This window comes from Streptomyces sp. NBC_00464, from assembly GCF_036013915.1.
GTDB lineage: Bacteria > Actinomycetota > Actinomycetes > Streptomycetales > Streptomycetaceae > Streptomyces.
Genome location: NZ_CP107899.1, coordinates 122,598 through 135,831, shown reverse-complemented (window position 1 = coordinate 135,831; position 13,234 = coordinate 122,598). Strand labels below are relative to the sequence as shown.

The 13,234-nt window shown below is 70.4% G+C and carries 10 protein-coding genes, 1 tRNA gene and 1 pseudogene; 5 read left to right on the top strand and 7 right to left on the bottom strand.

The features are described from left to right. The first annotated feature begins 63 nt into the window (after nucleotides 1-63). Genes OG912_RS00590 through OG912_RS00575 form a run of 4 tightly spaced genes read left to right on the top strand, consistent with a single transcriptional unit; the run spans nucleotide 64 to nucleotide 6,313 of the window. Nucleotides 64-924 (top strand): carbohydrate ABC transporter permease, encoded by an 861-nt coding sequence (locus OG912_RS00590; protein WP_327713306.1) that lies wholly within the window; start codon nucleotides 64-66, stop codon nucleotides 922-924. Nucleotides 925-981: 57 nt separating this feature from the next. After that, the gene (locus OG912_RS00585) at nucleotides 982-2,655 is read left to right on the top strand and encodes an extracellular solute-binding protein (RefSeq protein WP_327707645.1); all 1,674 of its coding nucleotides are present in this window, start codon (nucleotides 982-984) and stop codon (nucleotides 2,653-2,655) included. Beyond that, a complete protein-coding gene (locus OG912_RS00580; RefSeq protein ID WP_327707644.1) occupies nucleotides 2,652-4,118 on the top strand; it encodes a M1 family metallopeptidase in 1,467 nt (488 codons plus the stop codon). The genes OG912_RS00585 and OG912_RS00580 overlap by 4 nt, the downstream gene beginning before the upstream one ends. Next, nucleotides 4,115-6,313, top strand: a complete 2,199-nt coding sequence (locus OG912_RS00575) for a right-handed parallel beta-helix repeat-containing protein (protein ID WP_327707643.1) — start codon at nucleotides 4,115-4,117, stop codon at nucleotides 6,311-6,313. The genes OG912_RS00580 and OG912_RS00575 overlap by 4 nt, the downstream gene beginning before the upstream one ends. A gap of 65 nt (nucleotides 6,314-6,378) precedes the next feature. Here the strand turns inward: OG912_RS00575 and OG912_RS00570 are convergent, their stop codons facing one another. The 3 genes from OG912_RS00570 to OG912_RS00560 form a co-directional block, all read right to left on the bottom strand. Beyond that, a complete protein-coding gene (locus OG912_RS00570; protein ID WP_327707642.1) occupies nucleotides 6,379-6,990 on the bottom strand; it encodes a carbohydrate-binding protein in 612 nt (203 codons plus the stop codon). Between the two features lie 121 nt (nucleotides 6,991-7,111). Next, nucleotides 7,112-8,014, bottom strand: a complete 903-nt coding sequence (locus tag OG912_RS00565) for a transketolase family protein (RefSeq protein ID WP_327707641.1) — start codon at nucleotides 8,012-8,014, stop codon at nucleotides 7,112-7,114. A 74-nt stretch (nucleotides 8,015-8,088) separates the two neighbouring features. After that, nucleotides 8,089-8,790 carry a transketolase gene (locus OG912_RS00560; protein ID WP_327707640.1) on the bottom strand — a complete coding sequence of 234 codons (702 nt, stop codon included), beginning with the start codon at nucleotides 8,788-8,790 and terminating at the stop codon, nucleotides 8,089-8,091. Between the two features lie 128 nt (nucleotides 8,791-8,918). Here OG912_RS00560 and OG912_RS00555 point away from each other — a divergent pair. Then, nucleotides 8,919-8,992, top strand: a tRNA-Pro gene (locus OG912_RS00555). 109 nt (nucleotides 8,993-9,101) lie between these two features. Here the strand turns inward: OG912_RS00555 and OG912_RS00550 are convergent. From OG912_RS00550 to OG912_RS00535, 4 genes and pseudogenes are all read right to left on the bottom strand, one after another. Then, a pseudogene (locus tag OG912_RS00550) lies at nucleotides 9,102-9,335 on the bottom strand (tyrosine-type recombinase/integrase); the annotation flags it as partial. 112 nt (nucleotides 9,336-9,447) lie between these two features. Further along, nucleotides 9,448-10,542 carry a Rieske 2Fe-2S domain-containing protein gene (locus OG912_RS00545; protein WP_327707639.1) on the bottom strand — a complete coding sequence of 365 codons (1,095 nt, stop codon included), beginning with the start codon at nucleotides 10,540-10,542 and terminating at the stop codon, nucleotides 9,448-9,450. Next, the gene (locus OG912_RS00540) at nucleotides 10,539-11,594 is read right to left on the bottom strand and encodes an MDR family NADP-dependent oxidoreductase (RefSeq protein WP_219572193.1); all 1,056 of its coding nucleotides are present in this window, start codon (nucleotides 11,592-11,594) and stop codon (nucleotides 10,539-10,541) included. Before OG912_RS00540 ends, OG912_RS00545 begins: the two co-directional genes overlap by 4 nt. Further along, nucleotides 11,591-13,234: a phytoene desaturase family protein gene (locus tag OG912_RS00535; protein ID WP_327713305.1), complete on the bottom strand. Its 1,644-nt coding sequence runs from the start codon at nucleotides 13,232-13,234 to the stop codon at nucleotides 11,591-11,593. The genes OG912_RS00540 and OG912_RS00535 overlap by 4 nt, the downstream gene beginning before the upstream one ends.

Genomic DNA, 13,234 nt, shown 5'->3' with positions numbered 1-13,234 from the left:
CGGAGCACCGTACCGGCTACCCGCCCCGCCCCCGTACGCAAGTCCGACGGCCGGCCCCCGTGGATGGAGCGCCCGACCCGGATGGGCACGACCGCCAAGGCGGTCGCCGTCGTGGTGGTCGTCCTCGCCGTCGCCTACCCGCTCGTCGGGGTCATCGGCACGAGCTTCGCCTCACAGACCGACATCATCAAGAGCTCCGGCCTCGTCCTGTGGCCGGACCACCCCACCCTCGATGCCTACCGCACGATCTTCACCGGCGGCGTCGTCACCCGGGCGCTGCTCGTCTCCGTCGGCATCACCGTCTTCGGCACCCTCGCCAGCCTGCTCGTCACCGTCGGCATGGCGTACGGTCTCTCCCGCCGTGATGTCACCGGGTCCCGCTTCATCCTGATGACCGCCCTGTTCACCATGCTGTTCAACGCGGGCATCATCCCGAACTTCCTCCTGGTCAAGGGACTCGGCCTCTACGACACCTACGCGGCGCTCGTCATGCCCACCCTGGTCAGCGCCTTCAACCTGGTCGTCCTGCGGTCCTTCTTCATGAACCTGCCGGACGAGCTGTACGACGCGGCGAAGGTCGACGGCGCCGGTGACTTCCGCATCCTGGTCCGGATCGTCCTGCCGCTGTCCAAGGCCGTCCTCGCCGTGATCAGCCTCTTCTACGCGGTGACGTACTGGAACGCCTTCTTCAACTCGCTCCTGTACCTCAACGACACCGACAAATGGCCGCTGCCGATGGTGCTGCGCACCTACGTTCTCCAGGGACAGAGCCTGAACGCCGCTTCCGCCGGCGAGGTGCTCGCCCCGCAGCAGGCCGTCCAGATGGCGGTCCTCGTGATCGCCGTCGTCCCGATCCTCTGTGTCTACCCGTTCCTCCAGCGCTACTTCACCAAGGGCGTGCTCACGGGCGCCGTCAAGGGCTGAGCGCAGCCAATGCCCCTCACTTCTTCCTTCCCCTCTCCCACTTCCAAGGAGATTCAGGTGTCGAGCTCTTCCCCCATCAATCGCAGAGCACTGTTCCGCATGGGCGCGGGCCTCGGTCTGGGACTGGCCGCCGCCCCGCTGCTCGCCGCCTGCGGCGACGGCGGCACGACCGCCAAGGCGGAGGCCAAGAGCGCCTCGCTGCTCCCGGACACCGCGGTGCGCAACATCGGTCTGAAGCCCGACCTGGCCGGCACCGCCGCCGGTGTCCCGCAGGGCTTCTTCAGCTATCCGGCCAAGCCGCTGAGGGCCACCGAGGGAACGCCGCTCAAGGGGGCGAAGCCGATCAGCGCGACGATGGAGACGTTCTCCCCGCCGCCGCCCTCGCGCGGCAAGAACGTGGCCTGGCAGGAGATCGAGAAGCTCCTCGGCGGCGAGGTGAACATCACCGCCGTGCCCGCCGACGACTACGGCACCAAGTTCTCCACCATGGTGGCCAGCGACAGCCTCCCCGACCTCTTCATGTACCCCGAGGTCGGCGGCGTCGACAACAAGTCCGGCTTCCTCCAGGCCACGTGCGCCGACCTGACTCCGTACCTCGCCGGTGACAAGGTCAAGGACTACCCGAACCTGGCCGCGATCCCGAAGGGCGCCTGGCAGGCCGCGATCTTCGGCGGGAAGCTCTTCGGCATCCCGATCGCGCGCACCGGTACCGGCGGCGCCGGCTTCTACCGGCACGACCTGTTCGAGGAGATCGGCATCACGAGCCTCGACCAGATCACCGGCCTCGACCGTTTCGTCGAGGCGTGCAAGGAGCTGACCCGCCCCAAGAAGGACCAGTACGCGATCATCGCGGGCGCCACCAACGTCCTCGCCATGTCGGCCGGCGCACCGTACTCCTGGCGGCTGGACTCCGCGACCGGGAAATTCACCACCGACCTGGAGACTCCGGAGTTCCGCAAGGCCGTGGAGACCGCGCGGTCGCTCTACAAGGCGGGATGCTTCTACCCGGGCACCCTTCAGATGTCCGGGGCACAGAAGGCCCAGTACACGGACATGTTCAAGAACGGCAAGGGCGCGTACGTCTACGACGGCATGCCCACCTACCTGGCGCCCGGTGTCGGCTACATCGCCGCCATGAAGGCGATCGACGAGAAGTACGACCCGAGGCCCTTCGTGCCGTTCGGCTCCGCGCCCGTCGCCTGGATGGACAACGTCAAGCTGGAGAACACCCACATCAAGAAGGCGTCCGGAGACCGCGTGAAGCAGGTCCTCGCGCTGGCCGACTTCGCCGCATCACCGTTCGGCAGCCAGGAGTACACCCTCATCAACTACGGGGTCGAGGGCAAGGACTTCACCCGCGACGCCAAGGGCAACCCCGCGCTCACCAAGCAGGGCACCCAGGACGTCACCGTGCCCTGGAAGTTCATGGCCTCCGCCGTGCCCGCGATCTTCAGCGCCGACTCGGAGGAGGGCGTCCGCCATGTGCACGAAGCCTTCACCAAGATGATCCCGATGATGGAGCCGGACCCGACGCTCCAGTACTCCTCGCCCACCTGGGACTCCAAGGGCTACGGCAGCCTCTACACGTTCAAGCTGGACGGCCTCAAGGACATCATCGCCGGCCGCAAGTCCATGTCGGCCTACGACCAGCTCGTCAAGGACTACCTGGCCAAGGGCGGCGAGCAGGCCCGCGGCGAGTTCGAGGAAGCCTTCCAGAAGGGCAAGAAGTGACCACGCGACGCTCGGTCCTCGCACTCGGCGGGGCCGCGGTCGCCGCGGCCGTCGCCGTCCCGGCCCTGGGCTCTCCCGCCTCCGCCCGGCCGCACGGGTTCGACCCGAAGCCCGGCTCCGACGGCGTCGGCGACCCGCTCTTCCCGACACTCGGCAACGGCGGCTACCAGGTCGTCCACTACGACCTGACCTTCGACTTCGTCCCCGTGACGTACGACTTCACCGCGACCGTGAAGATCAGCGCCAAGGCCACCCACGACCTCTCCGCCTTCAATCTGGACACCGACGGCCACACCATCGACTCCGTCACCGTCGCCGGCCGCCCCGCCACCTGGTCGCTGGCACCCGGACAGAGCGGTCAGGAGCTGACCGTCACTCCGGCCCGCCCGCTCCACCTCGGGCAGGCGTTCACCACCGAGATCCGCTACCGGGGCAACGGCAAGGCGCCCCGACTCGGCCTCACCGGCTGGAAGTTCGGCACCGACGGCGGTTTCGCCTCGGCCGCCCAGTCCTCGCGCGCCGACACCTTCCTGCCGTGCAACGACACCCCGTCCGACAAGGCGACGTGGACCTTCCACATCAGCGCCCCCGAAGGCTTCGTCGCCACCGCCAACGGCGAGCCGACCCACAGGACCCCGCGCGCCGACGGCTCCACCGTCTGGCACTTCGCCCTTCGCGAGCGCATGGCGACCGAACTCATCGGCATCGCCGTCGTCAAGGGCACCTATCTCTACGGAAGCAGCCACCGCGGTCTGCCCCTGCGGCACATCGTCCCGCAGGGCCAGGAGGACAAGTACGCCCCGATCGTGGCCCGTACCGCCGACCATCTCGCCTGGCTGGAGGCGAAGTTCGGCCGCTACCCGTTCTCCGTCTACGGGCTCCACATCTACGACGGCTACACCGACGCCCTGGAGAACCAGACTCTCTCCCTCTTCTCCACCAACTGGTTCAAGCTCAACGCCAACGGTCAGCCCGGCTACGAGACGACCATGGTCCATGAGCTCGTCCATCAGTGGTTCGGCGACTCCGTCACCCCGAACGACTGGCAGCAGGCCTGGCTCAACGAGGGCCCCGCGGTGTACTACGCGGGCCTGTACGGCGAGGAGCGCGGCTGGTCCGTCTTCGCCGACAAGATGAAGTCGACGTACGAGAAGCTCGACGCGGTCCGCGCCACCGACGGCCCGCCCGGACTGCCCAAGGCGCTCGGCGGCACGAACATCTACGACGGCGGCGCGCTCGTCCTGTACGCCCTGAGCCTGCAGATCGGCCGGCCGTCGTTCGACAAGGTGATGCGTGAGTGGGTGAAGCGCTTCAAGGACTCCACGTACACCAGTGAGGCCTTCATCCGGCACACCGTCGACGTCACCGGCGACCGTTCCGTGGACCCGTTCCTGCGCGACTGGCTCTTCGGAGCCGTCAATCCGCCCATGCCCGGCCACCCCGACTGGAAGGCATCTGCGTGAACCGCCCGATGAACGTCGTACGAGGAACCGCCGCCACCGCCACCGCGGTGTTCCTGGCCGCGCTCCTCGCCGCCCCGACGGCCCAGGCCGCACCCGGTACCCGCACCCTGTACGCGGCCCCGGACGGCCACGGCACCTCCTGCACCGTCGCTCACCCCTGCACCACGGAAGGGGCCCGCGACCTGGCCCGCACCGTGACAGGACGCGAGGTCCGTGTGCTCCTCAAGAACGGTACATACCGGCTCGACGAGCCCCTGAGGCTCGGCGCCGCGGACTCCGGCGTCTCCTGGGCCGCGGCCCCCGGCGCCCGGCCCGTTCTCTCCGGCGGACAGGACATCACGGGCTGGCGGCAGAACACCGACGGCACCTGGAGCGCCGATGTCCCCGCCGGTGTCACCCCGCGCCAGCTCTTCGTCGACGGCAACCGCGCGACCCGCGCCCGAGGCGAGGCCTGCGCGGCCGCCACGTGCGACGCGACCAAGGCCGGCATGACGGGTGCGACCGCCACCGGAATCGACCGGTGGCAGCGCCCCACGGACGCCGAGGCCGTCATCCGGGTCCGCTGGCGCAACTACCACTGCCGGATCGCGGGCGTCAGCGGCGACACCATGACCTTCGCCCAGCCCTGCTGGACCAATTCGGCGAGTGGCACCGAGCGCACCGGACCTGCCTGGGACTCCACCACGGTCGACTCCAACCGCTACAGCGGCGTCGCCTTCTTCGAGAACGCCCCCGAACTGCTTGACCAGCCGGGCGAGTTCGTCTGGAACTCGACCGACCGCACCGTCACCTACCTGCCGCGCAAGGGCGAGAACATGCGCCGCGCGCAGGCCATCACTCCGCACACCGAACAGCTGCTCGTCGTCGACGGTGCCCACGACGTCACCGTCGACGGGATCGGCTTCGCGTATGCGGCGTACCGACAGCCCGGCACCGACGAGGGCTATGCGGGCATGCAGGCCGGTCTCACCCTGACCGGAGCCACCGGCCCCGTCGACCACGCGGGCCGCTTCTACACCAAGCCGTCCGCCGCGGTCACCGTCCGCGGCGGACGGGGGGTGAGCATCGACCACAGCCGGTTCACCCACCTCGGCGGGGCCGGTGCGATCCTGGAAGCAGGCACGAAGGACAGCTCCGTGACTCGCTCGACGTTCACCGACCTGTCATCGGGCGCGGTGTACGTCGGCGACACGGAGCCGATGCCCGGAGCCGAACTCACCGGTGAGCGCAACACCGTCGCGTACAACACCATCAGCCGCACCGGCGTGGAGTACACCGACGCGGTCGGTATCTGGGCCGGTTACGAGGCGGAGCTGACCGTCGACCACAACAGCCTGGACCACCTCCCGTACTCCGGGATCTCCGTCGGCTGGGGCTGGAACCAGACCGAGGCCCAGAAGTCCGTGCTGCGCGACAACAAGGTGACGAACAACCGCATCACCGACGTCATGGAGGTGGCGCAGCAGCAGCACGACGGCGGCGCCATCTACACCCAGGGCGCCCAGCCCGGCACCGTCCTGAGCGGCAACTACATCAACCGCTCCGCGTACGGCAACACCGAGCGCGACGGCAACGGCATCTACCTCGACGAGCAGTCCTCGCACATCACCGTCGAGAAGAACGTCATCACCCGCATCGGCTACAAGTGGGTCTCCAACTGGGCGGATTACGGCATCGAGAACATCGCCCGGGGCAACTGGACCGACACCGCCGCACCCGCACTCGCCGGCCGGGGCTCCGTCATGACGGACAACCTCACCGGGTTGGACCGGCTGCCTGCCGAAGCGCTCGCCGTCGCCGCTCGCGCGGGTTCCCGCGGCGGTCCGGTCGAGCGGCTGCGCACCGACCTCGCGCGCACGGGCACGGCCACCCAGTCCTCCACCGAGGGAACGGCGACGGCGGAACTGGCCCTGGACGCCGACACCAACACGGACACCCGCACGCTCTCCGAGGAGGGTGCCTGGTGGCAGGTGGACCTCGGCGGTGTCCGGCACGTCCGGCAGGTGGAGGTGTGGAACAACTCCGGCTCCGCCACGGCCGACTTCGACGTCGTGACGGACGACGGCACGGTGCACGTCAGTGGGAAGGCGTTGCGTCCCACGCTGGTGAACCTGGACAGCCGCACCCGCACGGTGAAGATCGTGGCCACCGGCACAGGCCGGGTGGCACTGGCGCAGGTGCTCGTCCACTCCTGACACCTCCACCGCACCCGGACACCGGACCGGCCCTCGGGCCGGTCCGGTGTCCGGCGTTGCGCCGGCTATCCGTCACCGGCCGCCGGAGGGTTGAAGCGGAACCAGTCCACAGCGAACAGGTCGGCCGATCCCGCACCCCATGCAGGATTGGTGAACACGGCGAACAGCCGTACCCCGCCCTCGGCACCCGTCAGCCGGGCCGTCGGCGACGCGGGGCGCTCCCATCCGCCGGTGACCGGGACGGCGAGGCTCCCCAGGAGCGGTCCGGCCGGTGACCCCGACCGGAATTCGACCGTGCCGCCGATGCCGCCGGATGCGGCGCGGACGGTCACCGAGCGGACTGTCGCAGGCGACACGCGGCCGAGGTCGATCCAGTCGCCGTCCTCGATCTCCGTGATCCGCCTCCCGCCGGAGTCGCCGGCCCGGTTCTCCGTCATCGCTCCGCCGTGCGCCCCGCCGGTCGTCGTGAACCACTCCGCCTCGCAGAAGGCGGGCTGTGGCCAGGTGACCGGGACCAGACCCGGTACCCGCGAGGGGGCGGCATGCGCCCGGGAAGGTGAGCTCGCCAGCAGGCAGAGGGTGATCACCGGGCAGAGGACGAGGCCGGCGATGGGAATGAGGTCGCGTGGGGGGAACAGGCTCCGTAAGACACCACGGATCGGAGGGGGACGGTTCATCGGGCGCTCCCTGTGCGATAGGTGCCGAGGAGGGTTAGAAAGCGCTTTCTGAGTGCGTTGTCAGGGTAGGTTCACGCCTGCCGCGGGGTCAATGGGCGGGCCGCGGCCGCGCACCGCCGGTTCACCGGCCCAGGAATCCGCCGATCCGCTGCCGCAGCCCTTGCGGGTCCAGGCCGTGCGCCGCGAGGTGCTCGTCCATCTGCCCGTACCGCCGCAGTTCCTCGCGGGCCACGCCGAGCCCCAGGATCCGGTGGGGGAGCACGGCGAGCGCGTCGTTGGCGGCGCCCGTCGAGGTGCCCGCCAGATACGGCTCGACGATCACGACATCGGCGGTGGTCCGGTCGCCGACCGCCCGGCGGAGCCCCTGGGCGTCGAACGGGCGCACCGTGGTCGCGTACAACACGGTCACGTCGAGTCCCTCCGTCGCGGCGAGGACGTTGTCGAGCATCGGGCCGACGGCGACCACGACCCCGTCCGCTCCCTCCCGCACGGTGGTGAACCCGCCCGTCCCACCGACCGGACGCCCCCGGTCGTTGGACTGCAGCGACAGTCGCACGTACACCCGCCCGTCCCCTGCGGCCGCCTCACGCAGCAGCGTCTCCGCCTCGTCGGGATGCCCCGGAACGTGCACGGTCCACCCGTCCAGCGTGTCCATGAGAGCGACGTCCCCGGGCGCCATGTGGGTGAACCCGCCGGCCGGCCAGTCGTACGAGGCCCCGGCGCTCACCAGCACCCCGCCGACCCCCTGGTGGCCGAAGTCCAGCTTCACCTGCTCGAACGGCCGCTCCACCAGGAAGCTTGCGAAGGTGTGCACGATCGGTCGCATTCCGGTGAGCGCCATCCCGGCCCCGGCCCCGACGAGCAGCTGCTCGCGGATGCCGACGTTGACGACCCGGTCGGGATGGTCCCGCTCGGCCCGGTCGAATCCGTCGCGGCTGATCTCCGCCAGGACGAGTGCCAGGCGGGGATCCTCGTCGAGCAGGCGTGTGGTGGTGGCGATGAAGCGGTCGCGCATCGTGTCCATGGGGATGTTCCTCTTCTTCGGAGTCATCGGATTCTTCGGTCGCGGGATGTGGGTGGGCGCGTGTGCCGCGTGACTCAGCTCTTGGGGGCGACCCGGGCGACCACGGCCCTCGGCTGCCCCGGGTGCGGTGCGGTGAAGGCCGTGTACAGGGCTTCGTGGTCCCGCCCGTCCACCGACTCGACCGACCAGCCCGCGGTCGCGAACCGCTCCGCGATCCCGCCGGGGCGGCCGTACGTCGCCGAGGCGTTGTCGATCACCACGGTGTGCAGCTGCTCCAGGCCGGCCGGGCCCGCGTAGGCGATCGCCTCGTGATTGCTGCCCTCGTCCAGCTCGGCGTCTCCGGTCAGCACCCACACCCGCGGCCCGGTCAGCCCCTGGGCCCGCAGCCCCAGCGCGGTCCCCACGGCCAGCGGCAGCCCGTGCCCCAGTGAGCCGCTGCCGATCTCGGCGCCGGGCACCAGCAGCCGGTCGGGATGGTGGCCGAGCGGCGAGTCGTACGATCCGAAGCCGGTCAGCAGCTCCTCGCCGAAGAACCCGTGCGCGGCGAGGACCGCGTAGTACGCCATCGGCCCGTGCCCCTTCGACAGCAGGAACCGGTCGCGGTCCGGCGCGTCGACGGTCTCGGGTGTCACCCGCAGCACCCGGTCGTACAGCACCCACAGGGCGTCGAGGGTCGAGGTGGCGGCGGGGCCGTGCTTTTCGTCGCCGGTCATCAGGCTCATGAGCCGGGGCAGGTCGCGGTATGCGGAAGCCGGTGCGGCAGTCGTGTTCGTCATGCCGATCAGCGTTCAACATCAAGTGCGGTTGAGGTCAAGCGGGGAAAGCCGTTCGTGACCACCGGTTGAAGTGCGGTATTGTTCTCATGCGCGTTCAGCCAGGGGGAAACCCCAGGTCAGGCGGGCAACGGGACGTGGCGCAGCTTGGTAGCGCACTTGACTGGGGGTCAAGGGGTCGCAGGTTCAAATCCTGTCGTCCCGACTGGAGACAGTCGTAGATCAGGGCCGGTTTCGGAGCAATCCGAAACCGGCCCTGATCATTTTTGGGGACCGGTTGGGGACCAAGTAGGGGTCCGGCGTCCTTGACCGGGTCAGCGGGTCATGACGACGGGGCTCGGGAGTGAGCGTGGTGCGCGCAGCACGTTGAAGTGGGCCGAGAGCGCCGCCCCGGCGGCCGTGATCTTGTGGACGTCCGGGTGCAGGTAGCGCTGGGTGGTGGTCAGTGAACCGTGGCCGGCGATTCTGCGGAGGACGGGTACGTGGACCCCGGCGTCGGCGAACCAGGTCAGTCCGGTGTGTCGGAGGTCGTGGCGGCGCAGATGCTCGCGCTCGAAGAGCACCAGGCGTGGCGGAGCGCCTGACGCCCCGCCGTCATCCGAACCGCCCCGTCCTCCCGTCCGGCGAAGCCCCCGCCCCCGGCTTCTCGGAGCGGCCGGGCTACGTCACCCTGCTCTCCGCTTCCCCCGCCGCTCCCCGCATCACTGACGACGGCACCCGCGCCCGCAGCCGGTCCGGCGGGTAGAACTGCCGGGCCCAGTGGCGGAACGGGCCGATCGGGCCGTCGCCGCGGGCCAGCCGGGGCGGAGACACGTACCGCTTCGTCGCCCAGACCGGGAAGTCCTGGGACACGAAAGCGCAGTTGCCCCGGAACATCACACCCGCCAGCAGCCGGTGTGCCGAGCCGCTCACCCAGCGGGCCAGCGGGGCCGGAAGGGCGGCCGGCTCGGCCACCTCGAAGCGGCTCGTCTGGCGCAGCTGGAAGGCCGCGGGCGCGATCATCGTGGTCGTGTATACGGCACAGGTGCGCACCCCGAACCGAGGGAGCGCCGTGCACACGTGCACCCGGCTGATCCCGTTGCCCTCCAGCGTCACCTCCAGCGGACTCGCGCCCAGCAGCGGCACCCGCTCCTCGGAGCGCACCGAGACCCGGAAGGACCGCCCCTCGAAGACCGCCGGCTCGGCTACCTCCGACGCGCCCCAGCCGTGCAGCGGCGTGAAGTGCCCGATGTCCACCGTGTTCTCGACCACGTCCTGGCTGTGCCCCGCCATCTCCCACGCGGCCAACCGCGGCGCCCGCGTCCCGAGCGTGTGCCAGGGCGTGAGCTCCCAGTCCGGCGCCCGCCCGTCGTGGTGCCGCCACACGAAGACGGCGCCGTCGACCTCGCGCACCGGCAGCAGGGTCAGGTCCGAGGACGGCGGCGGGGGCGTGCCGTACCCCGTCCGCGTGCAGGCGCCGTCCGGGCCGAAGGCGAAGCGGTGGAAGGGGCACAGCAGTTCGTCGCCCTCCAGCGCGCCGAGCCCGAGATGCGCCCCCAGGTGCGGGCAGTACGGGCGGACCGCCCGCACCTCGCCGTCGCGGAGCCGGTAGAGCACCACGTCCTCGCCCTGGAGCGGCCGGGTCAGCAGCGTCCCCCGCACCACCTCCGAGGAGAACGCCACCGAGAACCAGCCGTCGGGGTACGGCAGGACTGGCTCGTGCGCGTCGGCCGGGCTCGGGCCCTCCGTGAGCGCCCGGGTGTGGCCGCGCCTCACAGCTCGACCAGCACCTTGCCGAAGGACGCCGCGCGGTCGGTGTACAGGCTGCGGTAGGCGGCGGGAATGGAGTCGAAGCCGTGGTGCACGGTCTGCTGGTAGCGGATCTCGCCGGCGCGCACCAGCGGCCCCAGCTCGGCGTGCAGCGCCGCCCACTTGTCCTCGGTGAACCACTCCAGCGCGAAGATCCCGCGGATCGTCGTGCGCGGGAACATGATGTACGGCAGCAGCCGGGGCCCGGTCCACTCGCCGCCGACCTGGCTCGCCCACTGCCAGCACACCGCGACCCGGCTGTCCACGGTGAGCATCGTGAAGACGGTGTCGGTCATGACCCCGCCGAGGTTGTCGAAGTACCGGTCGACGCCGCCAGGAGCCGCCTTCGCCAGGTCCTCGCGGAGCTGCGCAGGGTCCCCGCCGTGCCGGAAGACGACGACGGCGTCGAAGCCGAGCGCCGTCAGCCGCGCCGCCTTCTCCGGCGAACCGGTCGTGCCCACCACCCGCGCGCCCGCCCGCTTCGCCAGCTGCCCGACCAGCGTGCCGATCGCGCCGGACGCGCCGCTGATCAGGACCGTGTCGCCGGTCCGTACGGCCAGGAAGGTGGTGAGGGCGCCCCACGCGGTCATCCCGGCGCCGCCGAGGATGCCGAGCGCGGTGCTCAGCGGCAGCGCCTCGTCGTAGTGGGCCGGGTCCAGCTTCCGGTACGCGGGGAAGACCATCGGGAACGTGCCGGTCTGCCACAGCGCCCCCGCGCCGTTACTGACCAGGTGGGTGCGCCAGCCGCCGAAGCCCTGCACGAGGTCCCCGACGCCGAACATCGCCCGCGGTCCGGCCGCCAGCACCTCCATGATCGAGTCGGCGCCCATGTGGTCGCCCATCGGGGTGTCCAGGGCGATCCCGTGGAGGTACGGGTCGACGGAGACGTACCGCGTGCGCAGCAGCATCTCGTCCTCGGCCAGGTCGGTGTCGAGCTCCTCCACCACCTTCACGTACATCCGGTCCACGTCCGGCACGCCGTCGTTGTGCTCGCTGACGATCCACTTCTCGGTCTTCACGGGGTCGCTCCTGCGGGTTCGATGAGTTGTACGGGGAGAGGGGCGCTGTCGTCGACGGAGGCGGTGAACGGCCGCCCGTCGTCGCGGCAGACGAAGTGCATGACGTGCCGTCCCGAGGCCGCGGCCCGGATCAGGCCGCCGGTGGTGGCCCAGACGCCGGACAGATAGAAGTCCGCGAGCCCCGGCAGTCCCGGACCGTGTCGCTTGACCTCCTGCTCCACGGTCTCGCCGCTGTCCACGAACGGCTGCCACCCGAGCACCGTGCCGTCGTAGTTGCCGGTGTAGCGGACCTGGGTGAGCGGGGTGGACACGTCCCGCACCACGATCGCGTCCCGCAGCCCGGGGTGCCGCTCGTCGAGGAAGTCCACGATCGTGTCCCGCACCTGCCGCTTGGCCCGCTGGTAGTCGCGCCCGCGCCCGACCGGCAGCGTGTGCAGCTCCTCGCCGCGGCGGATCCGGGTGAACTGCTCGGGACCGGTGCTCAGCTCCCTCCACGGCGCGATGTCGCAGAAGTACGTGGCGTACACCACGGAGGTGCCCGGCGGCGACAGCTCCGGGTAGTGGCGGCTGCGGAACTGCACGTTGACGCTGGGGTGCCGGATGCCGGTGAGCCGTTCCGCGACCGCGTCCTCCAGGAGGTACGTGGTGCAGGGCTCGCCGTCCGGGAAGGGCCGGCGCAGCCCCAGGAAGACCGTGAGGTAGCCGGGGAAGACCATGTCGGGTTCCGCGATGGTCCGGGTGTACAGCTCCCGGTAGGTGTCGGTGAGGTAGCGGCCCTTCAGCAGGTCGAGGAGCGTGGTGCGCCCGTCGCAGGCGGAGACCACGATGTCCGCCCGCAGCTCCGTGCCGTCGCTCAGCCGGACCCCGGCCGCCCGGTCGTTCTCCACCAGGATCTCCACGACCCTGGCGTTGTACATGACCTCGCCGCCGAGCCCTCGGTAGCGCTCCTCGACCGAGCGGGCCAGGCCCAGCGAGCCGCCCTCGGGGACACCGGCCGAGGCGTCGGCGTGCGCCGCGAGCTGGAAGTAGAACGGCAGCACGGGGAAGTTGGGATGCTTCTCGTACAGGATGAAGTTGAACGCCTCGCGCAGCAGCGGGTCCCGGAAGCGCTGCGAGTAGTCCCGCATCAGCGTGCCGATGGAGCGCCGGATCACGTTGAAGTAGGGGACCAGGGACGCCAGCATCCGCCAGCGCTCCAGGCGGCCCATGAGCCCGACCGGGGTGAGGAACGGGTAGCGGGCCAGTGCCTTGCGGAAGGTCCGCAGCCCGGCGCAGAAGTCGCGGATCACCCGGGCGTCGCCGGGGGAGAGTGCGAGCAGGTGCGCTTCGAGGCGGTCCGGATCGGAGTAGAAGTGGACCGCCCGCCCGTCCCGGCCGCGCACCGTGTTGAACACGTCGAAGTTGCGCATCCGCTTGCCCTGGAGCGCGCCGAGCTCCAGCCAGATCTGGTGCATCTCGTTGCCCGGCCCGCTGCCGAGCAGCCAGCTCACACAGCAGTCGAGGGTGAAGTCGCCCCGGTCCCAGGCCGTGCAGGAGCCGCCCGGGATCTCGTGCATCTCCAGCACCCTGCTGCGATAGCCGTTCATCTGGGCGTAGCAGCCGGTGGAGAGCCCGCCGAGCCCTCCGCCGACGATCAGCAT

Bases quoted from the DNA above. Each gene is read 5' to 3' on its own strand.
- OG912_RS00560 (WP_327707640.1), bottom strand. From the start codon at position 8,790: ATGACGAACACGACTGCCGCACCGGCTTCCGCATACCGCGACCTGCCC.
- OG912_RS00570 (WP_327707642.1), bottom strand. From the start codon at position 6,990: ATGAACCGTCCCCCTCCGATCCGTGGTGTCTTACGGAGCCTGTTCCCC.
- OG912_RS00590 (WP_327713306.1), top strand. From the start codon at position 64: ATGGAGCGCCCGACCCGGATGGGCACGACCGCCAAGGCGGTCGCCGTC.
- OG912_RS00565 (WP_327707641.1), bottom strand. From the start codon at position 8,014: ATGGACACGATGCGCGACCGCTTCATCGCCACCACCACACGCCTGCTC.
- OG912_RS00535 (WP_327713305.1), bottom strand. From the start codon at position 13,234: ATGCTGATCGTCGGCGGAGGGCTCGGCGGGCTCTCCACCGGCTGCTAC.